The organism is Nocardioides alcanivorans (genome assembly GCF_021555175.1).
Lineage (GTDB): Bacteria > Actinomycetota > Actinomycetes > Propionibacteriales > Nocardioidaceae > Nocardioides > Nocardioides alcanivorans.
Genome location: NZ_JAKGRW010000003.1, coordinates 1 through 24,420, shown reverse-complemented (window position 1 = coordinate 24,420; position 24,420 = coordinate 1). Strand labels below are relative to the sequence as shown.

The 24,420-nt window shown below is 69.0% G+C and carries 25 protein-coding genes, 4 pseudogenes and 1 riboswitch; of the genes and pseudogenes, 17 read left to right on the top strand and 12 right to left on the bottom strand.

Features of this window, described 5'->3' with window-relative positions; translation table 11 throughout:
- Nucleotides 1-365: 365 nt before the first annotated feature.
- Nucleotides 366-1,145: an HNH endonuclease signature motif containing protein gene (locus L1066_RS01555; protein WP_235734606.1), complete on the bottom strand. Its 780-nt coding sequence runs from the start codon at nucleotides 1,143-1,145 to the stop codon at nucleotides 366-368.
- A 490-nt stretch (nucleotides 1,146-1,635) separates the two neighbouring features.
- The gene (locus tag L1066_RS01550) at nucleotides 1,636-1,869 is read right to left on the bottom strand and encodes a hypothetical protein (RefSeq protein WP_235734605.1); all 234 of its coding nucleotides are present in this window, start codon (nucleotides 1,867-1,869) and stop codon (nucleotides 1,636-1,638) included.
- Between the two features lie 504 nt (nucleotides 1,870-2,373).
- Here L1066_RS01550 and L1066_RS01545 point away from each other — a divergent pair.
- The 3 genes from L1066_RS01545 to L1066_RS01535 all read left to right on the top strand — a co-directional run bounded on the left by L1066_RS01545 (nucleotide 2,374) and on the right by L1066_RS01535 (nucleotide 4,801).
- Nucleotides 2,374-3,582 carry an ATP-binding protein gene (locus L1066_RS01545; RefSeq protein WP_235734604.1) on the top strand — a complete coding sequence of 403 codons (1,209 nt, stop codon included), beginning with the start codon at nucleotides 2,374-2,376 and terminating at the stop codon, nucleotides 3,580-3,582.
- Between the two features lie 42 nt (nucleotides 3,583-3,624).
- Nucleotides 3,625-3,786: riboswitch (FMN riboswitch) on the top strand.
- 74 nt (nucleotides 3,787-3,860) lie between these two features.
- The gene (locus L1066_RS01540) at nucleotides 3,861-4,313 is read left to right on the top strand and encodes a 6,7-dimethyl-8-ribityllumazine synthase (protein WP_235734603.1); all 453 of its coding nucleotides are present in this window, start codon (nucleotides 3,861-3,863) and stop codon (nucleotides 4,311-4,313) included.
- Nucleotides 4,314-4,399: 86 nt separating this feature from the next.
- Nucleotides 4,400-4,801 (top strand): PGPGW domain-containing protein, encoded by a 402-nt coding sequence (locus L1066_RS01535; RefSeq protein ID WP_235734602.1) that lies wholly within the window; start codon nucleotides 4,400-4,402, stop codon nucleotides 4,799-4,801.
- 26 nt (nucleotides 4,802-4,827) lie between these two features.
- Here L1066_RS01535 and L1066_RS01530 read toward each other — a convergent pair.
- Nucleotides 4,828-5,591: pseudogene (locus tag L1066_RS01530) on the bottom strand (isocitrate lyase/PEP mutase family protein).
- A gap of 73 nt (nucleotides 5,592-5,664) precedes the next feature.
- Here L1066_RS01530 and L1066_RS01525 point away from each other — a divergent pair.
- The 5 genes and pseudogenes from L1066_RS01525 to L1066_RS01500 all read left to right on the top strand — a co-directional run bounded on the left by L1066_RS01525 (nucleotide 5,665) and on the right by L1066_RS01500 (nucleotide 8,578).
- Nucleotides 5,665-6,435, top strand: a complete 771-nt coding sequence (locus L1066_RS01525) for a glycerophosphodiester phosphodiesterase (protein ID WP_235734601.1) — start codon at nucleotides 5,665-5,667, stop codon at nucleotides 6,433-6,435.
- A gap of 10 nt (nucleotides 6,436-6,445) precedes the next feature.
- Nucleotides 6,446-7,380: pseudogene (locus L1066_RS28295) on the top strand (DUF5926 family protein).
- 189 nt (nucleotides 7,381-7,569) lie between these two features.
- Nucleotides 7,570-7,800, top strand: coding sequence for a DUF4446 family protein (locus L1066_RS01510; protein ID WP_235734598.1), 231 nt, complete (start codon nucleotides 7,570-7,572; stop codon nucleotides 7,798-7,800).
- The gene (locus L1066_RS01505; protein ID WP_235734597.1) at nucleotides 7,797-7,964 is read left to right on the top strand and encodes a DUF4446 family protein; all 168 of its coding nucleotides are present in this window, start codon (nucleotides 7,797-7,799) and stop codon (nucleotides 7,962-7,964) included. The genes L1066_RS01510 and L1066_RS01505 overlap by 4 nt, the downstream gene beginning before the upstream one ends.
- A gap of 131 nt (nucleotides 7,965-8,095) precedes the next feature.
- Nucleotides 8,096-8,578: a nitroreductase family deazaflavin-dependent oxidoreductase gene (locus tag L1066_RS01500; RefSeq protein WP_235734596.1), complete on the top strand. Its 483-nt coding sequence runs from the start codon at nucleotides 8,096-8,098 to the stop codon at nucleotides 8,576-8,578.
- 1 nt (nucleotide 8,579) lies between these two features.
- Here L1066_RS01500 and L1066_RS01495 read toward each other — a convergent pair whose 3' ends face one another.
- From L1066_RS01495 to L1066_RS01485, 3 genes and pseudogenes are all read right to left on the bottom strand, one after another.
- Nucleotides 8,580-9,977, bottom strand: coding sequence for an MFS transporter (locus L1066_RS01495; RefSeq protein WP_235734595.1), 1,398 nt, complete (start codon nucleotides 9,975-9,977; stop codon nucleotides 8,580-8,582).
- Nucleotides 9,970-10,407, bottom strand: coding sequence for a MarR family winged helix-turn-helix transcriptional regulator (locus L1066_RS01490; RefSeq protein WP_235734587.1), 438 nt, complete (start codon nucleotides 10,405-10,407; stop codon nucleotides 9,970-9,972). The genes L1066_RS01495 and L1066_RS01490 overlap by 8 nt, the downstream gene beginning before the upstream one ends.
- Nucleotides 10,408-10,489: 82 nt before the next feature.
- Nucleotides 10,490-12,102: pseudogene (locus tag L1066_RS01485) on the bottom strand (FAD-binding dehydrogenase); the annotation flags it as partial.
- 163 nt (nucleotides 12,103-12,265) lie between these two features.
- Between L1066_RS01485 and L1066_RS01480 the strand changes: the two are divergent.
- Both L1066_RS01480 and L1066_RS01475 read left to right on the top strand, forming a co-directional pair.
- Nucleotides 12,266-12,943, top strand: a complete 678-nt coding sequence (locus L1066_RS01480; RefSeq protein WP_235734589.1) for an AzlC family ABC transporter permease — start codon at nucleotides 12,266-12,268, stop codon at nucleotides 12,941-12,943.
- The gene (locus L1066_RS01475) at nucleotides 12,940-13,257 is read left to right on the top strand and encodes a branched-chain amino acid transport AzlD family protein (protein ID WP_235734590.1); all 318 of its coding nucleotides are present in this window, start codon (nucleotides 12,940-12,942) and stop codon (nucleotides 13,255-13,257) included. Before L1066_RS01480 ends, L1066_RS01475 begins: the two co-directional genes overlap by 4 nt.
- Before the next feature lie 8 nt (nucleotides 13,258-13,265).
- Here L1066_RS01475 and L1066_RS01470 read toward each other — a convergent pair whose 3' ends face one another.
- Entirely contained in the window at nucleotides 13,266-14,357 is a 1,092-nt protein-coding gene (locus L1066_RS01470) for an endonuclease/exonuclease/phosphatase family protein (protein ID WP_235734591.1), read from the bottom strand.
- 68 nt (nucleotides 14,358-14,425) lie between these two features.
- On the opposite strand from L1066_RS01470, the gene zwf (L1066_RS01465) reads away from it, so the two are divergent.
- Nucleotides 14,426-15,859: a glucose-6-phosphate dehydrogenase gene (gene zwf / locus L1066_RS01465; protein WP_235734592.1), complete on the top strand. Its 1,434-nt coding sequence runs from the start codon at nucleotides 14,426-14,428 to the stop codon at nucleotides 15,857-15,859.
- A 131-nt stretch (nucleotides 15,860-15,990) separates the two neighbouring features.
- Here zwf (L1066_RS01465) and L1066_RS01460 read toward each other — a convergent pair whose 3' ends face one another.
- Both L1066_RS01460 and L1066_RS01455 read right to left on the bottom strand, forming a co-directional pair.
- A complete protein-coding gene (locus L1066_RS01460; protein WP_235734593.1) occupies nucleotides 15,991-16,542 on the bottom strand; it encodes a TIGR03086 family metal-binding protein in 552 nt (183 codons plus the stop codon).
- Nucleotides 16,539-17,186 carry an RNA polymerase subunit sigma-70 gene (locus L1066_RS01455; protein WP_235734594.1) on the bottom strand — a complete coding sequence of 216 codons (648 nt, stop codon included), beginning with the start codon at nucleotides 17,184-17,186 and terminating at the stop codon, nucleotides 16,539-16,541. Before L1066_RS01455 ends, L1066_RS01460 begins: the two co-directional genes overlap by 4 nt.
- On the opposite strand from L1066_RS01455, the gene L1066_RS01450 reads away from it, so the two are divergent.
- Together L1066_RS01450 and L1066_RS01445 are read left to right on the top strand one after the other, a co-directional pair.
- Entirely contained in the window at nucleotides 17,121-17,543 is a 423-nt protein-coding gene (locus L1066_RS01450) for a sigma-70 family RNA polymerase sigma factor family protein (RefSeq protein ID WP_235734642.1), read from the top strand. The two genes, L1066_RS01455 and L1066_RS01450, sit on opposite strands and share 66 nt — an antisense overlap.
- Nucleotides 17,540-18,091 (top strand): TIGR03086 family metal-binding protein, encoded by a 552-nt coding sequence (locus tag L1066_RS01445; RefSeq protein WP_235734593.1) that lies wholly within the window; start codon nucleotides 17,540-17,542, stop codon nucleotides 18,089-18,091. The genes L1066_RS01450 and L1066_RS01445 overlap by 4 nt, the downstream gene beginning before the upstream one ends.
- 131 nt (nucleotides 18,092-18,222) lie before the next feature.
- On the opposite strand, the gene zwf (L1066_RS01440) is transcribed toward L1066_RS01445, so the two are convergent.
- Nucleotides 18,223-19,656 carry a glucose-6-phosphate dehydrogenase gene (zwf, locus tag L1066_RS01440; RefSeq protein ID WP_235734592.1) on the bottom strand — a complete coding sequence of 478 codons (1,434 nt, stop codon included), beginning with the start codon at nucleotides 19,654-19,656 and terminating at the stop codon, nucleotides 18,223-18,225.
- Nucleotides 19,657-19,724: 68 nt separating this feature from the next.
- On the opposite strand from zwf (L1066_RS01440), the gene L1066_RS01435 reads away from it, so the two are divergent.
- Nucleotides 19,725-20,816: an endonuclease/exonuclease/phosphatase family protein gene (locus L1066_RS01435; protein ID WP_235734591.1), complete on the top strand. Its 1,092-nt coding sequence runs from the start codon at nucleotides 19,725-19,727 to the stop codon at nucleotides 20,814-20,816.
- Between the two features lie 8 nt (nucleotides 20,817-20,824).
- On the opposite strand, the gene L1066_RS01430 is transcribed toward L1066_RS01435, so the two are convergent.
- Both L1066_RS01430 and L1066_RS01425 read right to left on the bottom strand, forming a co-directional pair.
- The gene (locus L1066_RS01430) at nucleotides 20,825-21,142 is read right to left on the bottom strand and encodes a branched-chain amino acid transport AzlD family protein (protein ID WP_235734590.1); all 318 of its coding nucleotides are present in this window, start codon (nucleotides 21,140-21,142) and stop codon (nucleotides 20,825-20,827) included.
- On the bottom strand, nucleotides 21,139-21,816 hold the full coding sequence (locus tag L1066_RS01425; protein ID WP_235734589.1) for an AzlC family ABC transporter permease: 678 nt from the start codon (nucleotides 21,814-21,816) through the stop codon (nucleotides 21,139-21,141). The genes L1066_RS01430 and L1066_RS01425 overlap by 4 nt, the downstream gene beginning before the upstream one ends.
- A gap of 163 nt (nucleotides 21,817-21,979) precedes the next feature.
- Here L1066_RS01425 and L1066_RS01415 point away from each other — a divergent pair.
- From L1066_RS01415 to L1066_RS01405, 3 genes and pseudogenes are all read left to right on the top strand, one after another.
- Nucleotides 21,980-23,592 (top strand): annotated as a pseudogene (locus L1066_RS01415) (FAD-binding dehydrogenase); the annotation flags it as partial.
- 82 nt (nucleotides 23,593-23,674) lie between these two features.
- The gene (locus L1066_RS01410; RefSeq protein ID WP_235734587.1) at nucleotides 23,675-24,112 is read left to right on the top strand and encodes a MarR family winged helix-turn-helix transcriptional regulator; all 438 of its coding nucleotides are present in this window, start codon (nucleotides 23,675-23,677) and stop codon (nucleotides 24,110-24,112) included.
- On the top strand, nucleotides 24,105-24,420 hold a 316-nt coding region (locus L1066_RS01405), incomplete at its 3' end, for an MFS transporter (protein ID WP_235734586.1). The genes L1066_RS01410 and L1066_RS01405, both read left to right, overlap by 8 nt.

Below are 24,420 nucleotides of genomic sequence, written 5' to 3'. Positions count from 1 at the left end.
CGTTGGTCGAGCTTGTCGAGACCAGTTCTGCCCGCGGGTCAGAGGGTCTCGACAGGCGCGACCACCGGGATCCTGTTCGCGAGCTCACGGCATCCCCGCCGGTCGAGCCCGTACGTCGGTGGTCGCGTCCGTGCGTCGTTGGTCGAGCTTGTCGAGACCATTGCCGCACCCGCCGATAGAGCCCGTACGCCGCTGCTCGAGACCCTCGCCCCGGTGGTCGAGCTTGTCGAGACCTCTCCCATGCTGGTGGCGTGCCTGTGCCCCGGGAGAGCGTGGTTCTCCCGGGGTGGGCGGGTGGTGCTTGTTCGGCAGGCGCTGCTTGTGCCCCGTGCTGTTGGCCGATGGCTGGTGGTGCTCAGCTGGGCTCAGCTGGTGTTGGTGGTGTCGTGGGTGCCTTGGGGTGTGACCAGCCAGGTCCTGCCGTGCTGGCTGGTCCAGATATAGGTTCCGTCCCTGGTCCGTCGGTAGCGCCAGCGGCCGTGGGTTTTCATGAGGTGGTGACGTCGGCACAACGGCGCCAGGTTCTCCGGGCGGGTTTGTCCGGGTGGGCCACCCTCACCAAGTGGAAGGTAGGGGTCGATGTGGTCGAGGTCGGCGTCCCAGCTGGAGCGTTCACAGTTGGGGTAGACACAGTGTGGGTCACGGAGTCGGACGAGGGTGTCCATCCATTCGGGTGGATCGTGACGATCCACTGCATCGGTGCGGTTCAGGTCGACGACTGGGGTGATGGTTGCGAGGGAACCGTGGCGGGTGATCCAGTCTCGTAGTTGGGTGGTGAGGATCTGTCCGAGCCGGTCGGTGGAGGCGATGCCGTCGCCGTCCAACCCCAACTCGTGGGGGTCGAGGCCCAACGCGAACAGGTCGGCGAGGTTGACGTGGGCCATCACCCGCAGTCCACGCCGGCGTCCGAACGGGCCCGGTGTCGTGGCCAACCGACCCGGCTTCACCCCGATCCCCGGGTTGCCCAGCACCGGCTCGCCACCCGCTGCCGCAGCGCCGTCCGTGCTGTCGGTGCTGCTGCTGTCGCCGGCGCTGGTGGCGTTGCCGGTGTAGTCGAGGGTGGGTTGTTCGGTGTCGTCGGTGAGCCGTCCGATCGCTTTGGCACGGCGTTGGTCGATGGTGTCGGTGTCTCCGAGGTTCCGCATGGCTTCGGCCTCGGAGTTGAGGCAGGTCCAGGAATCGGGTCAGGTCCAAGGAGTCACCGACGGCTTGGAGCTCGGAGGTGCCAGCGATGCCGCCGGCTCCTTCTTCTTGTCCGGCTTGGGGGTGGTGCAGCCACACTCCCCAATCAGCCTTCCCCTTCGCCGCGCTTGGGTCCTTCACCAGCTCGGGGTGGAACTTCGCGATCGCCATCGCCAACCACTTCTCGATCGTCGGCCACCCGGTGAGGCCGGTCGCGGCGAGGTGGTCGTCGAACCACCGTGCAGCGGCGTACGACAGTTTCCTCGTGAGCAGGGCGACACGGCGGGCGTTCCACCCCGGAACCTCCAGGGCCTCGACCTTCGCCCACAGCTGCGGCAGCCGGTGGACCAGGTCCAGGGCGTCGGCGACCAGCGCGAACCCGGCAGCTACGTGAGATCCCAGCCTGATGCGGCGAGTTCCTCGACCGCGAACAGGGCGACATCAGGGGTGCCGTCACCGGAGATCCTGCTGTTCACAGTCGGTGGGGAACAGGGTCTGGTCACCCACCACCGCCTTCGGGTGCTCCGGCGACGGTGGGTGCATGATCGCCCACTGATAGGCCAACCGCAGCTTCCTACGGATCACCTTCAACTCGACGACCCGGTCTTCGGCCAGGAAGCCGAGCAGGGTCCCGCCATCGAGGTCAGAGACCTCGTACGGCTGGTGGCGGGCGTCGATTTCGATCATGGAACCAGTCCAACATTTGGCTCCGACACAACCCGACGATCACGAACCCAACCTGTGGACAACCACCAACGGGGCTGCCAGCAACGAGGTCTCGACAAGCTCGACCAACGGGGCGGGGTCGACAAGCTCGACCAACGGGGTGGGCGGGGCGAGGTGGTCTCGACAAGCTCGACCTCCGGTCCGGTCTCGACAAGCTCGACCTCCGGTCCGGTCTCGACCAGCGGGGTGGGCGGCGCGAGGGGTCTCGACAAGCTCGACCAACGAACCGGTGGGCGGGCGACTTGGTCTCGACAAGCTCGACCAGCGGGGTGGGCGGCGCGAGGGGTCTCGACAGGCTCGACCAACGAACCGGGCTCGACCAACGGCGGTGGGTGCGGCGCGGGGTCTCGACAGGCTCGACCAACGAAACGGTCTCGACAGGCTCGACCACCGACGCGGGGCTTGGCGATGCGACTCGCTGTCGATGTCTAAGGCAGAAGCTAGACACCGCGATAACGTCCGATCGTGGACCCGATTCGCAATCCCTACGCCCCCGGGGCGGGGCAGCGGCCGCCCGAGCTGGCTGGACGCGACGAGCAGCTGTCGGCCTTCGACGTCGTGCTGGAGCGCGTTGCTCGTGGCCGCCCTGAGCGGTCGCTGGTGCTCACCGGCCTGCGGGGAGTGGGCAAGACGGTGTTGCTCAATGCCTTGCGCTCTGCTGCGGTGCGCAAACGTTGGGGGACCGGCAAGCTCGAGGCCCGTCCCGACCAGGGGCTGCGGCGCCCGTTGTCGTCCGCCGTGCACCAAGCGGTGCGCGAGCTCGGCCACCCCGAGCCCGATCAGGTCGACCATGTGCTCGGCGTGATCCGGGCCTTCGCGCAACGTGATGCCGGGATCGGCGCGAAGCTCAAGGACCAGTGGAACCCCGGCATCGCGGTGCCGGCCGCCCGTGGCCGTGCCGACTCGGGCGACATCGAGATCGACCTCGTCGAGCTGTTCACCGACCTCGGCGGGTTGGCTGCCGACGTGGGCAAGGGCATCGCGGTCTTCATCGATGAGATGCAGGATCTCGGCCCCGACGACGTGTCGGCGATGTGCGCTGCCTGCCACGAGATCAGTCAGTCCGGGTTGCCGCTGATCGTCGTCGGCGCCGGTCTGCCGCACCTGCCCGCCGTCCTCTCCGCCAGCAAGTCCTACTCCGAGCGGCTCTTCTCCTACCAACGCATCGATCGCCTGGCCCGTGATGCCGCCAATCGGGCGCTCGCCGCTCCGGCGGAGGAGGAAGAGGCGGCGTACGACGAAGGCGCGCTGGCCGCGATGTATGCCGCAACCGGTGGCTATCCGTACTTCATCCAGGCCTACGGCAAGGCTGTGTGGGACCGGGCACCGCGCTCGCCGATCACCGCCGACGACGTGGCCGTCGCGGCCCCGGAGGCGGAGGCAGAGCTGGCGGTCGGCTTCTTCGGCAGCCGTTTCGAACGGGCGACCCCGGGCGAGCGGGACTACCTGCGCGCCATGGCCGACACGGCCCTGAAGTTGGCCGAGACCGAGGAGGTCGACGAGGTCGGATCGGTGCCCACTGCGGCGGTGGCCGAGATGCTCGGCAAGAAGCCGCAGTCGCTCTCGCCGGCGCGTGACGCGTTGCTGAAGAAGGGCCTCATCTATTCGGGTGAGCGCGGCCGCATCGCCTTCACGGTGCCGCACTTCGGGAAGTACCTGCGTGAGCAGGCATGAACACCCGGCGCGCTGATCTTCGGCTGCCGGTACTCTTCCCCACAACGTTCTCAGGGCGGGGTGAAACTCCCCACCGGCGGTGAAGATGGCTGGCCGATCCGGTCATCGCAGCCCGCGAGCGCCTTCGGATCTCGATCCGAGGGGTCAGCAGATCCGGTGTGATTCCGGAGCCGACGGTCACAGTCCGGACGAGAGAGAACGCGGTGATCGGGCCGACGCAAGTCTGTTCCGCTCGTCGTATCGCCCTGGGTGAGCGACGAGATTTGGAGGCAGTTCACATGTCGCAGTCACCCACGCCCGGCCGGATCGCAGTCGTCGCATCCCGCTGGCACGCAGAAATCGTCAACGAGGCAGTCGCTGGGTTCACCGCCGCGGTCACGGCTGCTGGCTACGACCGCCCGACACTGGTCGAGGTTCCGGGCGCGTTCGAGATTCCCTTGGCCGTGCAGCGTCTGGCGCGCAGCGGGGAGTACGTCGCCGTTGCGGCGTGCGGACTGGTGGTCAACGGCGGGATCTATGCACACGAGTACGTCGCCTCTGCGGTGATCGATGGGCTCATGCAGGTGCAGCTCGCCACGGATGTTCCCGTGCTGTCGGGAGTGCTCACGCCGCTGCACTTCCATGAGCACGAGGAGCACACCAACTACTTCACCCGGCACTTCCGCCAGAAGGGGGAGGAGTTGGGTGCCGCGGCGGTCGGTGTCCTCACTGTGAACGGCGACGCTTCGTAGGGTTGGGAGCAAGAGCGGTCCTCAGGATGGGCTCAGGCTCGTCGGGCACCCTTTTGGTGCCGTCCCTCCCCAGCACTGGAGCCTCGATGTCCGAGACCGCCACACTTCCTCGCAGCCAGGTCGTGCTTGCCCGACTCGACGGGTGGGCCGCCGAGACCAGGTTGCGGCGAGTGATGATCAAGTCCTTCGTGGCCGTGACCGCCCCACTGGTCATCGTGGCGGGCGTCGCCATGCTGGTGCTGCCCGGCCCGGGCCTGGTGACCATCGCAGCCGGCTTCTCCCTGCTGGCCGTGGGCTTCCCATGGGCCCGCCATGTCGTGGGCCGGGCCGGCCGGGCGTTCACGACCGTGAGGCAACTGGTGCTCCCCAAGGACTGCTCGCCGGGCAGGCGGCTCCTCGGCACCGCCATGGTGTTCGGCTTCTTCGCGACGACGACGGTGGCCACCACCGCCATCACCGCCTGGCTGGGGGCCCAGGCGCTCGTGTAGTGCGGCACGGCCGGCCATCGCTCAAGTCAGCGCCAGCGCGCCAACCACTCCTTCGACACCTCGGCCAGTCCCATCTGCCAGGTCGGTCCGAAGCTGATCCGGCCGGCGCCGGCGCGACGGATCATCGCAAGGTCGCCGTCGGCCGGCTTGGCGATGGCATTGACCGGCAGTGGAAGCTCGCTGCACAGCCGGGCCAGCGTTGCTTCGTCGTGGAAGGCGACCGGGTAGAGAGCGTCGGCGCCGGCCTCGGCGCACAGGCGCATCCGCGCGATGGCGTCGTCGACCCGAGTCGCCTCGTCGCCGTGCTTGCCCTTGAACCAGTCGGTGCGCGCATTGATGACCACGTGCACGCCCGCAGCGTCGGCGGCGGTCCGCAACCCCGCGACGTACTCGGCGTGCTCCTCGGCCCCGCGAAGTCGGCCACCGTCGGAGTGCACGGTGTCCTCGATGTTGAGGCCGACCGCGCCGGCAACGAGCAATTGGTCGACCAGTCCGGCGGGGAGAGGCCGTAGCCGGCCTCGAGGTCGACCGAGACCGGGATCGAGACGGCGTCGGTGATCTGCCGGACCCGGGTGATCACCTCGTCGATCCCCATGCCCTCGCCGTCGGGCCGGCCGATCGAGTCGGCCATCGGGTGCGATCCGACGGTGATCGCGGCGAATCCGGCGGCCTCCGCCAACCGCGCCGACCACGCGTCCCAACAGGTGGGGAGGACCACGGGGTCACCCGGGCGGTGCAGCGCGAGCAGGTCGTCGGCGAGAACGGACAAGGACTTCGCGGGCTCGGTCATGCCCCCACGATAGGTGCCGGGTGCTGGCGGGTCACCCCCTCGACGCAACCTCGGGCGGGGCATCATGTTGCGCATGCAGGTCGTGGCCCATCGGGGCGCCAGTCATGAGATCGCCGAGCACACGCGGGAGGCCTATGTCGAGGCGATCCGGCTCGGTGCCGACGGACTTGAGTGCGACGTACGCCTGACTGCCGACGGGCATCTCGTCTGTGTCCACGACCGCCACCTCAAGCGGATCGCGGCCACGCGCGGCCTGATCTCCGCGATGACCCTCGAGGAGCTCAACCAGTACGACTTCTCCTCGTGGAAGAACCAGTGGGCCGACCTCGACGACGAACGGCCGATGGGCAACCACGAGCTCGGCGTCCTCACCCTCCGGGCACTTCTCGAGACGGTGGCCGACGCTGGCCGACGCGTCGAGCTGGCGATCGAGACCAAGCACCCCACCCGGTACGGCGGCCTGGTGGAACGCCGGCTGGCGCACCTTCTCGGGGAGTTCGGTTGGACCGACCTGGGGTCGCCGGTGAGGGTGATGAGCTTCTCCTTCACGGCGCTGCAGCGGATGCAGCGGTTGGCGCCCAAGTTGCAGCTGGTGCAGCTGATCGAGAAGGCGCACCACTGGCCGGTGCTGCGACCGCTCGTCGACCCCGACTGGATCATTGGTCCAGGCATCGGGGAGCTGCGTGCCCATCCCGGTCTCGGCAAGCACCTCAACCTGGCCGACAAGGAGATCCACGTGTGGACCGTCAACACCGAGGCCGACCTCCAGCTGTGCCAGGCACTCGGGGTGACCGCGGTGATCACTGACCGCCCGGCCTACATGTTGGAGCTGCTGCGCCGGTAGCCTCACCGCCATGGGAAAGCGTTCACGCAACAAGGGCCGCGAGGCCGTCGCCACCGCTCCGGGTGAGGTCGGTCCCCGCCAGCCGTGCCCGTGCGGATCCGGTCGCCGCTACAAGGCCTGCCATGGTGCGACCGACGGACCGCCGCCGGCATTCGTCGCGCGTCCCTTCGAGGGCTTCGCCGGCGAGTGCGACCTGATTGCCCTGCGTGAGCTGGTGCCGGCCGCGACCGCCCCGCTGACCCTGCGTGACTCCGACCGATCGGTGCGCCTCTGCTCCCTCCTGCCCGGCGCAGCGCCCGCGATGGTGCGCGATTCCGGTGAGATCTGGCTCGGCCTGCAGGTGCAGCACAACTTCGGCGACCCGGCCCGTGACCTCGGGGCGGTCCTCACCAAGGCGCTCGACGCCGATGCCGGCGTCGTCGGCCTGACCGAGGCGCCCGGCGAGGGCCCCGTTTCACCGACCTCGTCGTCGACGGGCCGCTCGACGTGACGGTGCACGAGGGCTTCGGTTTCTGGGTCGATGACGTCGAGGAGCAGGGCCCGGAGGTCGCTGCTGCCCTCGAACAGGCCAACGGTGCGGTGACCCCGACGGCTCGACTCTCCTCCGTCGACGCCGCCTACTGGACCCGGATGGGTGCCAAGGAGCACCTGCGCTGGGTGATGCCGCAGCCGGAGGAGGAGCTGCTCAACGGTCTCGCTCGCCTGCACGCCCGAGGTCAGGACGTCATCGCCGAAGGCGCTCGCCTCGTCGGCATGTTCCGCGCCCACGGCGTGCTGGCCCCGGTCTGGGACCTCCCGGTCGGCACCGGGGCCGAGGTGCTGGAGGAGCCGGCCGCGGCCTTCGCCGCAGCCCTCGCCGACGCTGTCGCCGAGGGGCCGGAGCTCACCGCCGACGAGCGTGCCGCGCGCTCTGGATTGGCCAACCGGCAGGTCACGATCCGTTGAGTCGTCGGGCCGCCGCCCTGCACTTGTTCACAAGCACCCGGTGACGTAGGTTTTCCCCGCTTGGCCGTTGTCGCATCCCCCGTCGACAGCGGCCAAGTCTCAATTTCTGCTGCGGTTCGTTCCCGCCGGGTCATCTCCGCTGGGCATGGCAGGTCGGAGACCGCTGCCGGCTTGGCTACGCTGCCCCGCATGCCCACCGCTGTTGCCCTGTTGGCCCTGCTTCTCGCGATCACTGCACTCGTGGTCGCCCTGCGTCCGCAGCTGACCCAGCGCCGTCGGGCGCAGCGGGGCGACGGCCTGCCCGACGACGTACTCGGCCTCCGGCAGGAGGTGGCCGCGCTCCGGGCGGAGGCTGCTGGCGCCCTGCGGCACCTGTCGGTGGTGCGCTACGACGCCTTCGGCGACATGGGGGTCAGATGAGCTGGTCCGTCGCCCTGCTGGACGATGCCGGGGACGGCGTGGTCCTCACTTCCATCCACGGCCGTTCCGATGCCCGCAGCTATGCCAAGCCCGTCGCTGCGTGGAGCAGTGACCAGGTGCTCTCGCCCGAGGAGTCCGAGGCGATCGCCAACGCCCGGCCCTGACGTCCTCGACGGCGCCCTGATCTGCGTCGAGGTCGCGCAGAGCTGCGGCGAGGTGGCCCGGACTGTGTCGGCACCCGATCTCCTGGCCGGTTTCTTCGCAAACTGATGGAACGCGTTCTACTCTGCTGTCCGTGTACGCCGCCTACGCCCGTCTCGTCCGTCCGCTCGCCGTCCTGATCGGCGGCCAGTCGTGGCTGCCCAAGGTCAACCGCCAGCTCGTGTCGGTCGACAAGTTCGTCCAGCGGGTCACTGGAGGGCGGATCGGGCTCGTGGTGCTGGCCGGCCTGCCCGGGTTGATGCTCACCGTCCGGGGCGCGAAGAGTGGGATCCCGCGACGTACCCCGCTGCTGTGCGTGCCGCACTTCGACTCCTGGCTGGTCGCCGGCTCCAACTGGGGTCATCCCAAGCCGCCGGCGTGGGTCGGCAACCTGGCCGCCGCCGACCGGGCCGTGATCAACTTCAAGGGACGTGACCACGCGGTCATCCCGCGTGAGGTGCACGGCGACGAACGTGAGCACATGTGGTCCGTGATGAACCGCACTTGGCCCAACTACGCCAAGTACGCCGACCGCACGGACCGCACCATCCGCGTGTTCGTGCTCGAGCGCGCCTGACTCACGCCGCGCGGGGAGTCGGTGCCCTGCGTCGCTGGGCTGCGTTGAGCAGGAGCGCCACGAGTACGACGACGCACAGGGCCGCCCCGAGTCCGAACGTGGCGGTGATGCCGCCGTTGGTCGCGTGGCCGCTCGGCGCCATGTGGGCGGCGAGGATGGCGCCCGAGATCGCAGTGCCGAAGGAGCTCCCTACGGTGCGTAGCACCTGGTTGAAGCTCACCGAGCTGCCGAGTTCCTCGGCCGCCACGCTGCGCGCGATGAGCGCCGGCATCGCGGCATAGCTGGCGCCCATGCCGAAGCCGAAGAGCAGCATGCCCACGAGCAGTTCCCACAGCTCGGTGTGTGCCATCCAGAGCAGGGCCGCGGCCACGGTCATCAGCGCGGCGCCGACGGGCAACAGGGTTGCCAGGCTGATCCGTGTGGCGAGGCGTCGGACGACCCGATTCGCCGTCATGCTGCCGACCGACAAGGGAAGCATCACGAAGCCCGCCCAGAAGACCGGCAGAGCCATGCCATAACCGGTGTCCGCCGGTGCCTGCGCGACCAGGCTGCCCACGGACAACCCGATGTAGAGCGCACACCCCAGTCCGATCGCGGTGCCGTTGGCCAGCAGCACGTCAGGGCTCCGGAGCACGCGCAGATTGATCAAGGGGTGCGAGGACCTCCACTCCACACGGACCCAGGCAGCCAGCAGCACGACCGCCGCGGAGAGTACGCCGGCAGTCGGCGTCGACGTCCATCCCCAGTTCTCGCCCTCACCGATGCCCAGCAGCAAGGCGCCCAGGCCGAGCCCGAGCAAGGCGGCGCCACCGAAGTCGAAGGGGATCCGCGGTGCGAGGTCGTCGGGGCCCTCGGGGATCACGCGCACCACCACGACGATCGCGGTGAGCACGAAGATCGAGGCGAACCAGAAGGCCAGTCGGAAGCTCGTCTCGCCGGCGATGATGCCGGTGAGGGGGTAGCCGATGCCGATCCCGCTGGCCACGGTGACGGACAGCGTGGAGATGGACGACTGCACCCGCGAGGGCTCGACGTACCGGCGGGCAAGCGCGATCGTCATCGGCACGATGCCGTAGGTGAGTCCCTGCAGGCCGCGACCGATGAGGAAGACCGTGAAGTTCGGGGCCGTCGCGGCGGTCACCGACCCGATGAGGATCACGACGAGCGAGACGAGCAGCAGCCGTTTCTTGTGGGGGCCGTCGCTGAGCCGGCCCATGACGGGGGTGGCGATCGCGCCGACGAGCAGATTGACGGTCAGCATCCACTGGGCGGTGCTCACCGAGACGTCCATGTCAGCGGCGATGGAGGGCACGAGCAACATGCCCAAGGAGCTGACGATGGCGGTGCACAGGGCGCTGTAGATCAGCGCCGGCACAAGGCGGGAGCGTTCGTCAGGCATCGAGGTCTTCGGCAGTGAGCTTCGCCAACGCCGGGATCGCGTCGGCGAGTCTCTGGGCCTCGTCGGCGGTCAACCTCTGGTCGATCGCCTTCGCCAGCCAGTCGACGCCGGTGAGGAGCTCCGCGTCGTAGCGCGCACGGCCCGCATCGGTGAGCACGAACCAGGCGCGGCGCCGGTCCTCGGCATCTTGGGTGCGCGCGATCAGTCCGAGGGACTCGAGCTCGCGGGTCGCCAGCGAGACGGCCTGGGGACTCACCCTGATGCGTGCGGCCAGCTCGGTCGTCGTCGCGCGGTCGCCGTCGACGAGGTGCCGCAGGATGCCCAACTTGCCGGTGGAGACGGTGCGTTGGGCGTTCAGCTCCCGCTGGATCGGCCGGAGGGCGTCGAGCAGGAGGCGGGGGACGGAGGAGTCGGGCTGCTTTCGGGGCACTCCAAAGATGTTACAGGCACTTGATCAAGTTGCTTGATCAAGTCGTCGCGAGGTTGCTCACACTCCTGCTCGCGCCCCTCGACTACGTGGCCAGAGCGAGACCGGCGGCCCGGCCGGAGAAGATGCAGCCGCCGAGGAAGGTGCCCTCGAGCGCGTTGTAGCCGTGCACGCCACCACCGCCGAAGCCGGCGACCTCACCCGCGGCGTACAGGCCGGGGAAGGGGGTGCCGTCGGCACGCATCACCTGCGAGTCGAGGTTGGTCTCCAGGCCGCCGAGGGTCTTGCGGGTCAGGATGTTGAGGCGTACGGCGATCAACGGGCCATGGGCCTCGTCGAGGATGCGGTGGGGCGGGGCGACGCGGATCAGCTTGTCGGTACGCGAGCGCCTGGCGTTGGCGATCGCCATCAGCTGCAGGTCCTTGGAGAAGGCGTTGTCGAGCTCGCGGTCGCGCGCCTCGATCTGGTGGCGCAGCTTGTCGACCGACAGCTGGGGTCCACGAGCGATCTTGTTCATCCCGGCGACCAGGTCGTCGAGGTTGTCGGCGACGACGAAGTCCTCACCGTGCTCCTTGAACTTCTCCACCGGGCCCGGTGCGCCCTTCGCCAGCCGGGACTGCAGCATGAACTTGATGTCCTTGCCGGTGATGTCGGGGTTCTGCTCCGAGCCGGAGAGCGCGAACTCCTTCTCGATGATCTTCTGCGTCAGCACGAACCACGAGTAGTCGTGGCCCGTCGCGAGGATCGCCTTCATGGTGCCGATGGAGTCGAAGCCCGGGAAGTTCGGCGGCGCCAGCCGGTCGCCGTTGGCGTCGAACCACAGCGACGATGGGCCGGGGATGATCCGGATGGCATGGTCGGGCCAGACCGGGTCCCAGTTGTGGATGCCCTCGGTGTAGGCCCACATCCGGTCGCGGTTGACGATCCGGGCACCGGCGGACTCCGAGATGCCGAGCATCCGGCCGTCGACGTGTGCCGGGACGCCGGAGATCATGTGCTCGGGTGCTGGGCCGAGACGCTCGGCGGGCCAGTTCTGCCGGATCAGCTCGTGGTTGTGGCCGATGCCGCCGGAGGTCACGACGACCGCGGCCGCGCGTACCTCGAAGGCAGCCACCACCTCGCGTGACGACTTCACGCCGCGTGCCAGGGCGTCGTCGGGTGCCAGCAGCGAGCCGCGTACGCCGACCACCCGAGTCTCGCCGTCGGCCTCCTCGGTCACCAGCTCGTCGACCTGGTGGCGGAAGCCGAACCGCACCAGGCCCTTGCGCTCGCCCTCGAGGACGGGCTCCGCGAAGACTCGCACCACCTCGGGGCCGGTGCCCCAGGTGAGGTGGAAGCGCGGCACCGAGTTGCCGTGGCCGGTGGCCGATCCGCTGCCGCGCTCGGCCCACCCGACGATCGGCAGCACCCGCAGCCCGAGGTCGCGCAGGTAGTCGCGCTTGGTCTCGGTGGCGAAGCGGACGTAGGCCTCGGCCCACTGGCGGCCCCAGTGGTCCTCGTCGTCGAGGCGGTCGAACCCGGCGGAGCCCAGCCAGTCCTGCATCGCGAGCTCGGGGAGTCCTTGATGCCCATCCGGCGCTGCTCGGGCGAGTCGACGAAGAAGAGTCCGCCGAGCGACCAGAAGGCCTGGCCGCCGAGGTTGTTGCGGTTCTCCTGGTCGAGCACCAGCACCCGCTTGCCGGCCTTCACCAACTCGTGGGTGGTCACCAGGCCGGCCAAGCCGGCTCCGACCACGATCACGTCGGGCTGGAAGTCGTTCATGGCGGGTGCTCCTCAGTGGGGTCGGCGGCGCTGTGTCGAACCTACCGAACGGTAACGGCGAGGGGAGGGGTGATCTCGGCGCATGCGCCATCATGTGCGGATGCGCAGGGGATGGGTGGCCGAGCTCGGACCCGGGCTGCTGCGCGACATCCTGCTGGTCAACGTGGCGATCGGCATCGTCGGCGTCTCCTACGGCGCGATCACGGTCAGCGCCGGTCTGCCGGTGTGGTTGCCCAACCTGATGTCGGTCGCGGTGCTCGGCGGTGCCAGCCAGTTCCTCTTCACCGGCATGCTCGTTGCGGGGGCCAGCCCCGTGGCGGCGGTCGTGGCCGGCGCGCTGGTCAACGCCCGGCACCTGCCGTTCGGCTTCGCGCTCGCCGACACGGTACGTCGGCACCCCTGGCTGGGCGCCTACCTGATGATCGACGAGGTGGTCGCCTTCTCCCTCGCCCAGCGCGACGAGGAGAAACGGCGGGTGGTCTTCTGGACCTGCGGCGTGTGCCTGCTGTTCTTCTGGAACCTCGGCGCGCTGATCGGTGCGCTGGCCGGCCAGGCGCTCCAGGACACCGACAGGTGGGGCTTGGACGCCGCTTTCCCGGCCGTGCTCCTCGCCCTGGTGATGCCGGCGCTCAAGGATCGCCGAGTGCTCGCGACCGCGGTGCTCGGAGCGGTCATCGCGGTCGTGCTCACGCCGGTGCTGCCCCAGGGCATGGCGGTGCTCAGTGCCCTGCTGGCACTGCTCATCCTCCGCCCCCGCAAGAAGGCGGCGGCCGCATGATCGGGACCACGGCGCTCATCGTGGCTGCCTGCGTGCTGGGGGCGGCGACGTACGCCTTCCGGGCCGTCGGGCCAGTGCTGCACACTCGGGTGACGGTGGGTGAGTCGACCCGCGAGCTGATGTCCACCGGTGCCACGGTGCTGTTGGTTGCGTTGTGTGTGACGTCGACGCTCTTCGACGGCAAGGAGTGGGCCGACCCGGCGCGACCGGTCGCGATCGTGGTGGCCGGGGTCCTGGCCTGGCGGAGGGTGCCCTTCCTGGCTCTGGTGCTGGTGGCTGCTGGAGTGGCGGCGGGGCTGCGTCTGCTCGTCTGACGAGGTCGTCAGTCGCGCTGCTGCTTGCGCTTGATCCGCTCGCGCTTCTCGGGCAGCGTGGCGGTCGCCACGACGATCGGGTGGTCGGTGGTGCGCGCGATCGCTGGGGTGCGTTCGGAGACGAACTCGCTGAAGAGCACCTCGTCGGAGCCGAAGATCCAGTCGACGTCCATCCGCGTCGGGGGAGCGCACGTGCCTCCGGTGCTGCCGCCGTTGGCAGCCTTCATCTTCGTCTGACCGGTGAGGCCACAGAAGTAGCCGGCGCGATCGTTCATGTCGCCGGTGAAGAAGATCGGGTAGCCGTCGGCGGCGAGGTCGTTGGCGAGCTGGACCTCACGGGCCAGAGCTGCTGCCCGCCACCGCGAGGCGTCGCCGTGCGCGTTGGCCGGGTTGTGGAAGTTGGCGATCCAGAAACGCTGCTTGGTCTCCTTGTGCTCGAGGAGCACATAGGGCATCTCGCGGGGCTGGCCGAAGAAGTAGGGGATCGAGACGGTCTCGGTGCGGACGGCATCGAAGACGGACTTGCGCCACACGATCGAGTTCGGCATCGACATCCGGTCGAGGTTGCCCGGATAGACGCCCCAGGTGCCGGAGTGGTTGTTGAGCACGGCCATCTGCGGGGGTTGCAGCTCCTGCAGTCCGGCCACCTCGACGCGATAGGAGTCGAGGATGCCCAGCTGTTGGCCCATCCGTACCGGGCCCGACGCGAGCTTCGCCTTGTGGCCGCCCTTCTCCGTGTGGGAGTGGCCGAGCAGGTTGAACGAGGCGATCCGGATGCTCGTGGCCGGGGTGACCTTGACCCGGGGCTTGCGCTTCAGCGTCACCTGGGGCGCGGTCAGCTTGCCGTGGGGACGGCTCGGCCCGTTGTCCTTCCCCTTCGACCCCGGGGAGTTCTTCGAGTTCCCGGTGGCTTCCGTGGGCGTGGAGCTCGGCTGCGTCGGCTCGGGCGCTGGGGAGGTCGTGGTTGAAGTCGTCGGGCTGGGGCGGCCCTCGTCCGTCTGACCATCCGGGCCGACCATGACGAAGCCGAGGACGAGCACGAGCGCGGTGATGAGCGCGGCGGGCGCGATGACCATCACGGACTCGGGCAGCTTCTTCACGCGGGGAAGGCTACCCGCCGCCCTCCTGCCGCAACCCAATCGTCACACCCGCGTGGCAGGCTGGAGTCATGGTGAAGCAGCAGGCAGGCACCCCAGGGCCACCCACCACCGTTGTGCTCTTCGGCGCCAGCGGTGACCTGGCGCGACGCAAGCTGCTGCCGGGGCTCCTGCACCTGTGGCGCGCGGGGTTGCTGCCCAAGCTGCGGGTGGTCGGCACGTCGCTCGAGGAGCACACCCGCGAGTCCTTCGTCGACCTCGCCCGAGAGGCGATCGGGGAGCACAGTGACGACTCCGAGGACAAGGCCGCCTTCGAGGAGTTCGCGCAGGTGCTCCACTGGGCACAGCCGGGCGTCGAAGCGCTCAGCGCGACGGTCGCCCAGGCGGAGTCCGACTGCGAGGAGCCACATGCTCGGCTCCACTACTTGTCCGTGCCGCCACAGGCGGCGCTCGCGGTCGTGTCCCAGCTCGAGGAGGCCGACCTGGTCGCCGGCAGTCGGATCGTCATGGAGAAGCCCTTCGGCACCGATCTCGCCTCGGCCGTGGCGCTCAACGAGGCGATCCACCAGGTCTTCGACGAGTCGCAGATCTTCCGCATCGACCACTTCCTCGGCAAGGAGGCTGCCCTCAACATCCTCGCCTTCCGTTTCGCCAACGGGCTCTTCGAGCCGATCTGGCACCGCAACAACATCGACCACGTGCAGATCGACGTGCCCGAGACCCTCGGCCTCGAGGGCCGCACCTCCTTCTACGAGGAGACCGGTGCCTATCGCGACATGGTGGTGACCCACCTCTTCCAGGTGCTCGCCTTCACTGCCATGGAGCCCCCGGTGGCTCTCGACCCGCAGTCGATCAGCGAGGAGAAGCACAAGGTCTTCCGCTCGATGTTGCCGATCGAGCCGACCGACGTCGTACGCGGGCAGTACGAGGGTTACCGCGACGAGCCGGGCGTCGACCCGAAGTCGACGACCGAGACCTTCATCGCCCTCAAGTGCTACATCGACAACTGGCGCTGGGCCGATGTGCCGTTCTTCCTGCGCACCGGCAAGAAACTGGCCGCCGGGCAGAGGATCATCTCGATCGCGTTCAAGGAGCCCCCGAAGTCGATGTTCCCGACCGGGTCCGGCATCGGTACCGACGGCCCCGACCACCTCACCTTCGACCTGGCCGACGCCTCGAAGATGTCGCTGTCGTTCTACGGCAAGCGCCCCGGACCGGGGTTCCAGCTCAACAAGCTCTCCATGCAGTTCGCGATGGAGGACACCGGCTGGGCCGGCTCCGGCCTGGAGGCCTACGAGCGCCTCATCCTCGAGGCGGTCAAGGGCAACCACACGCTCTTCACCCGTTCTGAGGGCGTCGAGCGGCTCTGGGAGATCTCCCAGCCGATGCTCGACAACCCGCCGCCGGTGCGCGTCTACCCCCAGGGATCCTGGGGCCCCAACCAGATCCACCAGCTCATCGCCCCCCACGCCTGGCGCCTCCCCTTCGAACGCACCTGGCACTGACCTGCCCGTTGGTCGAGCCTGCCCGTTGGTCGCGCCGCACCGGTCACCCAAGGGGTTCATGTGCGCCCGTTGGGTGTATTGATCCGGCTCCTGGACCGCTCAAGGGGTGCAGGTGCACCGGTTCGGTGATCTCAGGCGCGCCGACCGAGTCGTGCGAGGAGGCGCTCACCCGGCCCCGCGTCGTACGACGGCTCGAGGGCGGGTGCGAAGAGGCCTGGTCGGTCGGCGCTCTCCAGCAACAGGTGGGCGGCTGGCAGGAGGTCGTGGGCCAAGGCATCCGGGACCTGTTGTCGAGTGCCCGCAGCTCGGCTGACGTCCCACCCGTGCACGGTGATCTCGACGGCAGCGACCCGCAGCAGGACTTCGACGTGCAGGGCCTGGTCGTGCACCAGCACGGTGTGCGCCGTCGGCGCGGACCAGGCCGAGAGCAGGGCGCAGGCCTTGCCGCGCAGGGCGTCGAGCCGATTGGTGCCGAGGTCGGGCGCCTCGAGCGAGACGAAACCGCTGCTGGCCTCGGTGAAGGCCTCGAGCCCGTCGGCCATGTGCTCGAGGAGATCGCCGAGCTGCCATGCGGGGCACGGTGTCGGTGCCGAGAGTGGGGTCGAGGTGGCGTCGTACAACGCCTGCCGGGTGAACCCGACTGCCCGTTCCAGCAGCGCCACCGGTGCGGTGGCGGTGGTCATCGCCGCACGGCCGAGGCGGGGAGGTCACCGGGCTGCAGCACTATCGGCAGACCGAACCGCGCGAAGAGCCGGTCGTCGAAGAAGGCCGACACCTTGGCCACGCGATCGCCGGCCAGGTGCAGCACCTGCAGGTGGAACGGCAGGTAGGTGCCGTCGGGCTGCGCCATGTAGAGGCCGAAGGCGGGTTGACCGTTGGCCATGGTCGGCAGCATGGGCATGTCGTGGGCTCCGCCGGGGCACTGGGTGTCGATGAGCTCGCCGATGTTGACGTTGCCGCGGTACCAACCCACGAACGGCGGCATCTCCCACACGGCGTCGACCGTCAGCAACTTCACGATGCGGTCGATGTCCTTGTGCCAGAAGGCGTTCACGTATTCATCGAGCATCGCCTTCTGGCGTGCGTCGAGGTCGACCTCCACGGTGTCCTCGGTGGCGCCGATCGACTCCATCTGGGCATGCGCCCGCTGGAGGGTGGAGTTCACGGCGGCCGGGGTGGTCTCCAGTGCTTCGGCGACCTCCTTCGCCGACCAGCGCAGCACGTCGCGCAGGATCAGGACGGCCCGCTGGCGCGCGGGCAGGTGCTGCAGGGCGGCGACGCACGCCAGAAGGCGATGCTCGATGAATACGTGAACGCCTTCTGGCACAAGGACATCGACCGCATCGTGAAGTTGCTGACGGTCGACGCCGTGTGGGAGATGCCGCCGTTCGTGGGTTGGTACCGCGGCAACGTCAACATCGGCGAGCTCATCGACACCCAGTGCCCCGGCGGAGCCCACGACATGCCCATGCTGCCGACCATGGCCAACGGTCAACCCGCCTTCGGCCTCTACATGGCGCAGCCCGACGGCACCTACCTGCCGTTCCACCTGCAGGTGCTGCACCTGGCCGGCGATCGCGTGGCCAAGGTGTCGGCCTTCTTCGACGACCGGCTCTTCGCGCGGTTCGGTCTGCCGATAGTGCTGCAGCCCGGTGACCTCCCCGCCTCGGCCGTGCGGCGATGACCACCGCCACCGCACCGGTGGCGCTGCTGGAACGGGCAGTCGGGTTCACCCGGCAGGCGTTGTACGACGCCACCTCGACCCCACTCTCGGCACCGACACCGTGCCCCGCATGGCAGCTCGGCGATCTCCTCGAGCACATGGCCGACGGGCTCGAGGCCTTCACCGAGGCCAGCAGCGGTTTCGTCTCGCTCGAGGCGCCCGACCTCGGCACCAATCGGCTCGACGCCCTGCGCGGCAAGGCCTGCGCCCTGCTCTCGGCCTGGTCCGCGCCGACGGCGCACACCGTGCTGGTGCACGACCAGGCCCTGCACGTCGAAGTCCTGCTGCGGGTCGCTGCCGTCGAGATCACCGTGCACGGGTGGGACGTCAGCCGAGCTGCGGGCACTCGACAACAGGTCCCGGATGCCTTGGCCCACGACCTCCTGCCAGCCGCCCACCTGTTGCTGGAGAGCGCCGACCGACCAGGCCTCTTCGCACCCGCCCTCGAGCCGTCGTACGACGCGGGGCCGGGTGAGCGCCTCCTCGCACGACTCGGTCGGCGCGCCTGAGATCACCGAACCGGTGCACCTGCACCCCTTGAGCGGTCCAGGAGCCGGATCAATACACCCAACGGGCGCACATGAACCCCTTGGGTGACCGGTGCGGCGCGACCAACGGGCAGGCTCGACCAACGGGCAGGTCAGTGCCAGGTGCGTTCGAAGGGGAGGCGCCAGGCGTGGGGGGCGATGAGCTGGTGGATCTGGTTGGGGCCCCAGGATCCCTGGGGGTAGACGCGCACCGGCGGCGGGTTGTCGAGCATCGGCTGGGAGATCTCCCAGAGCCGCTCGACGCCCTCAGAACGGGTGAAGAGCGTGTGGTTGCCCTTGACCGCCTCGAGGATGAGGCGCTCGTAGGCCTCCAGGCCGGAGCCGGCCCAGCCGGTGTCCTCCATCGCGAACTGCATGGAGAGCTTGTTGAGCTGGAACCCCGGTCCGGGGCGCTTGCCGTAGAACGACAGCGACATCTTCGAGGCGTCGGCCAGGTCGAAGGTGAGGTGGTCGGGGCCGTCGGTACCGATGCCGGACCCGGTCGGGAACATCGACTTCGGGGGCTCCTTGAACGCGATCGAGATGATCCTCTGCCCGGCGGCCAGTTTCTTGCCGGTGCGCAGGAAGAACGGCACATCGGCCCAGCGCCAGTTGTCGATGTAGCACTTGAGGGCGATGAAGGTCTCGGTCGTCGACTTCGGGTCGACGCCCGGCTCGTCGCGGTAACCCTCGTACTGCCCGCGTACGACGTCGGTCGGCTCGATCGGCAACATCGAGCGGAAGACCTTGTGCTTCTCCTCGCTGATCGACTGCGGGTCGAGAGCCACCGGGGGCTCCATGGCAGTGAAGGCGAGCACCTGGAAGAGGTGGGTCACCACCATGTCGCGATAGGCACCGGTCTCCTCGTAGAAGGAGGTGCGGCCCTCGAGGCCGAGGGTCTCGGGCACGTCGATCTGCACGTGGTCGATGTTGTTGCGGTGCCAGATCGGCTCGAAGAGCCCGTTGGCGAAACGGAAGGCGAGGATGTTGAGGGCAGCCTCCTTGCCGAGGAAGTGGTCGATGCGGAAGATCTGCGACTCGTCGAAGACCTGGTGGATCGCCTCGTTGAGCGCCACGGCCGAGGCGAGATCGGTGCCGAAGGGCTTCTCCATGACGATCCGACTGCCGGCGACCAGGTCGGCCTCCTCGAGCTGGGACACGACCGCGAGCGCCGCCTGTGGCGGCACGGACAAGTAGTGGAGCCGAGCATGTGGCTCCTCGCAGTCGGACTCCGCCTGGGCGACCGTCGCGCTGAGCGCTTCGACGCCCGGCTGTGCCCAGTGGAGCACCTGCGCGAACTCCTCGAAGGCGGCCTTGTCCTCGGAGTCGTCACTGTGCTCCCCGATCGCCTCTCGGGCGAGGTCGACGAAGGACTCGCGGGTGTGCTCCTCGAGCGACGTGCCGACCACCCGCAGCTTGGGCAGCAACCCCGCGCGCCACAGGTGCAGGAGCCCCGGCAGCAGCTTGCGTCGCGCCAGGTCACCGCTGGCGCCGAAGAGCACAACGGTGGTGGGTGGCCCTGGGGTGCCTGCCTGCTGCTTCACCATGACTCCAGCCTGCCACGCGGGTGTGACGATTGGGTTGCGGCAGGAGGGCGGCGGGTAGCCTTCCCCGCGTGAAGAAGCTGCCCGAGTCCGTGATGGTCATCGCGCCCGCCGCGCTCATCACCGCGCTCGTGCTCGTCCTCGGCTTCGTCATGGTCGGCCCGGATGGTCAGACGGACGAGGGCCGCCCCAGCCCGACGACTTCAACCACGACCTCCCCAGCGCCCGAGCCGACGCAGCCGAGCTCCACGCCCACGGAAGCCACCGGGAACTCGAAGAACTCCCCGGGGTCGAAGGGGAAGGACAACGGGCCGAGCCGTCCCCACGGCAAGCTGACCGCGCCCCAGGTGACGCTGAAGCGCAAGCCCCGGGTCAAGGTCACCCCGGCCACGAGCATCCGGATCGCCTCGTTCAACCTGCTCGGCCACTCCCACACGGAGAAGGGCGGCCACAAGGCGAAGCTCGCGTCGGGCCCGGTACGGATGGGCCAACAGCTGGGCATCCTCGACTCCTATCGCGTCGAGGTGGCCGGACTGCAGGAGCTGCAACCCCCGCAGATGGCCGTGCTCAACAACCACTCCGGCACCTGGGGCGTCTATCCGGGCAACCTCGACCGGATGTCGATGCCGAACTCGATCGTGTGGCGCAAGTCCGTCTTCGATGCCGTCCGCACCGAGACCGTCTCGATCCCCTACTTCTTCGGCCAGCCCCGCGAGATGCCCTATGTGCTCCTCGAGCACAAGGAGACCAAGCAGCGTTTCTGGATCGCCAACTTCCACAACCCGGCCAACGCGCACGGCGACGCCTCGCGGTGGCGGGCAGCAGCTCTGGCCCGTGAGGTCCAGCTCGCCAACGACCTCGCCGCCGACGGCTACCCGATCTTCTTCACCGGCGACATGAACGATCGCGCCGGCTACTTCTGTGGCCTCACCGGTCAGACGAAGATGAAGGCTGCCAACGGCGGCAGCACCGGAGGCACGTGCGCTCCCCCGACGCGGATGGACGTCGACTGGATCTTCGGCTCCGACGAGGTGCTCTTCAGCGAGTTCGTCTCCGAACGCACCCCAGCGATCGCGCGCACCACCGACCACCCGATCGTCGTGGCGACCGCCACGCTGCCCGAGAAGCGCGAGCGGATCAAGCGCAAGCAGCAGCGCGACTGACGACCTCGTCAGACGAGCAGACGCAGCCCCGCCGCCACTCCAGCAGCCACCAGCACCAGAGCCAGGAAGGGCACCCTCCGCCAGGCCAGGACCCCGGCCACCACGATCGCGACCGGTCGCGCCGGGTCGGCCCACTCCTTGCCGTCGAAGAGCGTCGACGTCACACACAACGCAACCAACAGCACCGTGGCACCGGTGGACATCAGCTCGCGGGTCGACTCACCCACCGTCACCCGAGTGTGCAGCACTGGCCCGACGGCCCGGAAGGCGTACGTCGCCGCCCCCAGCACGCAGGCAGCCACGATGAGCGCCGTGGTCCCGATCATGCGGCCGCCGCCTTCTTGCGGGGGCGGAGGATGAGCAGTGCCAGCAGGGCACTGAGCACCGCCATGCCCTGGGGCAGCACCGGCGTGAGCACGACCGCGATGACCGCTCCGAGCACCGCGGTCGCGAGCACTCGGCGATCCTTGAGCGCCGGCATCACCAGGGCGAGGAGCACGGCCGGGAAAGCGGCGTCCAAGCCCCACCTGTCGGTGTCCTGGAGCGCCTGGCCGGCCAGCGCACCGATCAGCGCGCCGAGGTTCCAGAAGAACAGCAGGCACACGCCGCAGGTCCAGAAGACCACCCGCCGTTTCTCCTCGTCGCGCTGGGCGAGGGAGAAGGCGACCACCTCGTCGATCATCAGGTAGGCGCCCAGCCAGGGGTGCCGACGTACCGTGTCGGCGAGCGCGAAGCCGAACGGCAGGTGCCGGGCGTTGACCAGCGCGCCGGCCACGACCGCCGCCACGGGGCTGGCCCCCGCAACGAGCATGCCGGTGAAGAGGAACTGGCTGGCACCGCCGAGCACCGCGACCGACATCAGGTTGGGCAACCACACCGGCAGACCGGCGCTGACCGTGATCGCGCCGTAGGAGACGCCGACGATGCCGATCGCCACGTTGACCAGCAGGATGTCGCGCAGCAGCCCGGGTCCGAGCTCGGCCACCCATCCCCTGCGCATCCGCACATGATGGCGCATGCGCCGAGATCACCCCTCCCCTCGCCGTTACCGTTCGGTAGGTTCGACACAGCGCCGCCGACCCCACTGAGGAGCACCCGCCATGAACGACTTCCAGCCCGACGTGATCGTGGTCGGAGCCGGCTTGGCCGGCCTGGTGACCACCCACGAGTTGGTGAAGGCCGGCAAGCGGGTGCTGGTGCTCGACCAGGAGAACCGCAACAACCTCGGCGGCCAGGCCTTCTGGTCGCTCGGCGGACTCTTCTTCGTCGACTCGCCCGAGCAGCGCCGGATGGGCATCAAGGACTCCCCGAGCTCGCGATGCAGGACTGGCTGGGCTCCGCCGGGTTCGACCGCCTCGACGACGAGGACCACTGGGGCCGCCAGTGGGCCGAGGCCTACGTCCGCTTCGCCACCGAGACCAAGCGCGACTACCTGCGCGACCTCGGGCTGCGGGTGCTGCCGATCGTCGGGTGGGCCGAGCGCGGCAGCGGATCGGCCACCGGCCACGGCAACTCGGTGCCGCGCTTCCACCTCACCTGGGGCACCGGCCCCGAGGTGGTGCGAGTCTTCGCGGAGCCCGTCCTCGAGGGCGAGCGCAAGGGCCTGGTGCGGTTCGGCTTCCGCCACCAGGTCGACGAGCTGGTGACCGAGGAGGCCGACGGCGAGACTCGGGTGGTCGGCGTACGCGGCTCGCTGCTGGCACCCGACGACGCCCTGGCACGCGGCGTGAAGTCGTCACGCGAGGTGGTGGCTGCCTTCGAGGTACGCGCGGCCGCGGTCGTCGTGACCTCCGGCGGCATCGGCCACAACCACGAGCTGATCCGGCAGAACTGGCCCGCCGAGCGTCTCGGCCCAGCACCCGAGCACATGATCTCCGGCGTCCCGGCACACGTCGACGGCCGGATGCTCGGCATCTCGGAGTCCGCCGGTGCCCGGATCGTCAACCGCGACCGGATGTGGGCCTACACCGAGGGCATCCACAACTGGGACCCGGTCTGGCCCGACCATGCCATCCGGATCATCCCCGGCCCATCGTCGCTGTGGTTCGACGCCAACGGCGACCGGCTGGCGCCGCCGAACTTCCCGGGCTTCGACTCCATCGGCACCATGAAGGCGATCCTCGCGACGGGCCACGACTACTCGTGGTTCGTGCTGACGCAGAAGATCATCGAGAAGGAGTTCGCGCTCTCCGGCTCGGAGCAGAACCCCGACATCACCGGCAAGGACATCAAGTTCATGCTGCAGTCCCGGCTGGCGAAGGGCGCACCGGGCCCGGTGGAGAAGTTCAAGGAGCACGGTGAGGACTTCGTCGTCGCCGACAACCTCGACGACCTGGTCGCCGGGATGAACAAGATCGCTCGTGGACCCCAGCTGTCGGTCGACAAGCTGCGCCACCAGATCGAGGCGCGCGACCGCGAGCTCGACAACGCCTTCTCCAAGGACCTGCAGCTGATGGCGATCGCCAACGCCAGGCGCTCGCGTACCGACAAGCTGATCCGCGTCGCCCCGCCCCACCGCATCCTCGACGAGGCCCATGGCCCGTTGATCGCCGTACGCCTCAACATCCTGACCCGCAAGACCCTCGGCGGCCTGGAGACCAACCTCGACTCGCAGGTGATGCGTGCCGACGGCACCCCCTTCCCCGGCCTGTACGCCGCGGGTGAGGTCGCCGGCTTCGGCGGTGGTGGCGTGCACGGCTACAACGCGCTCGAGGGCACCTTCCTCGGCGGCTGCATCTTCTCCGGCCGGGCCGCCGGTCTCGCTCTGGCCACGTAGTCGAGGGGCGCGAGCAGGAGTGTGAGCAACCTCGCGACGACTTGATCAAGCAACTTGATCAAGTGCCTGTAACATCTTTGGAGTGCCCCGAAAGCAGCCCGACTCCTCCGTCCCCCGCCTCCTGCTCGACGCCCTCCGGCCGATCCAGCGGGAGCTGAACGCCCAACGCACCGTCTCCACCGGCAAGTTGGGCATCCTGCGGCACCTCGTCGACGGCGACCGCGCGACGACGACCGAGCTGGCCGCACGCATCAGGGTGAGTCCCCAGGCCGTCTCGCTGGCGACCCGCGAGCTCGAGTCCCTCGGACTGATCGCGCGCACCCAAGATGCCGAGGACCGGCGCCGCGCCTGGTTCGTGCTCACCGATGCGGGCCGTGCGCGCTACGACGCGGAGCTCCTCACCGGCGTCGACTGGCTGGCGAAGGCGATCGACCAGAGGTTGACCGCCGACGAGGCCCAGAGACTCGCCGACGCGATCCCGGCGTTGGCGAAGCTCACTGCCGAAGACCTCGATGCCTGACGAACGCTCCCGCCTTGTGCCGGCGCTGATCTACAGCGCCCTGTGCACCGCCATCGTCAGCTCCTTGGGCATGTTGCTCGTGCCCTCCATCGCCGCTGACATGGACGTCTCGGTGAGCACCGCCCAGTGGATGCTGACCGTCAATCTGCTCGTCGGCGCGATCGCCACCCCCGTCATGGGCCGGCTCAGCGACGGCCCCCACAAGAAACGGCTGCTGCTCGTCTCGCTCGTCGTGATCCTCATCGGGTCGGTGACCGCCGCGACGGCCCCGAACTTCACGGTCTTCCTCATCGGTCGCGGCCTGCAGG

Bases quoted from the DNA above. Each gene is read 5' to 3' on its own strand.
- L1066_RS01475 (WP_235734590.1), top strand. From the start codon at position 12,940: ATGATCGGGACCACGGCGCTCATCGTGGCTGCCTGCGTGCTGGGGGCG.
- zwf (WP_235734592.1), top strand. From the start codon at position 14,426: ATGGTGAAGCAGCAGGCAGGCACCCCAGGGCCACCCACCACCGTTGTG.
- L1066_RS01425 (WP_235734589.1), bottom strand. From the start codon at position 21,816: ATGCGCAGGGGATGGGTGGCCGAGCTCGGACCCGGGCTGCTGCGCGAC.
- zwf (WP_235734592.1), bottom strand. From the start codon at position 19,656: ATGGTGAAGCAGCAGGCAGGCACCCCAGGGCCACCCACCACCGTTGTG.
- L1066_RS01550 (WP_235734605.1), bottom strand. From the start codon at position 1,869: ATGATCGAAATCGACGCCCGCCACCAGCCGTACGAGGTCTCTGACCTC.
- L1066_RS01555 (WP_235734606.1), bottom strand. From the start codon at position 1,145: ATGCGGAACCTCGGAGACACCGACACCATCGACCAACGCCGTGCCAAA.
- L1066_RS01445 (WP_235734593.1), top strand. From the start codon at position 17,540: ATGACCACCGCCACCGCACCGGTGGCGCTGCTGGAACGGGCAGTCGGG.
- L1066_RS01495 (WP_235734595.1), bottom strand. From the start codon at position 9,977: ATGCCTGACGAACGCTCCCGCCTTGTGCCGGCGCTGATCTACAGCGCC.
- L1066_RS01460 (WP_235734593.1), bottom strand. From the start codon at position 16,542: ATGACCACCGCCACCGCACCGGTGGCGCTGCTGGAACGGGCAGTCGGG.
- L1066_RS01430 (WP_235734590.1), bottom strand. From the start codon at position 21,142: ATGATCGGGACCACGGCGCTCATCGTGGCTGCCTGCGTGCTGGGGGCG.
- L1066_RS01540 (WP_235734603.1), top strand. From the start codon at position 3,861: ATGTCGCAGTCACCCACGCCCGGCCGGATCGCAGTCGTCGCATCCCGC.
- L1066_RS01480 (WP_235734589.1), top strand. From the start codon at position 12,266: ATGCGCAGGGGATGGGTGGCCGAGCTCGGACCCGGGCTGCTGCGCGAC.
- L1066_RS01510 (WP_235734598.1), top strand. From the start codon at position 7,570: ATGCCCACCGCTGTTGCCCTGTTGGCCCTGCTTCTCGCGATCACTGCA.
- L1066_RS01525 (WP_235734601.1), top strand. From the start codon at position 5,665: ATGCAGGTCGTGGCCCATCGGGGCGCCAGTCATGAGATCGCCGAGCAC.
- L1066_RS01535 (WP_235734602.1), top strand. From the start codon at position 4,400: ATGTCCGAGACCGCCACACTTCCTCGCAGCCAGGTCGTGCTTGCCCGA.
- L1066_RS01505 (WP_235734597.1), top strand. From the start codon at position 7,797: ATGAGCTGGTCCGTCGCCCTGCTGGACGATGCCGGGGACGGCGTGGTC.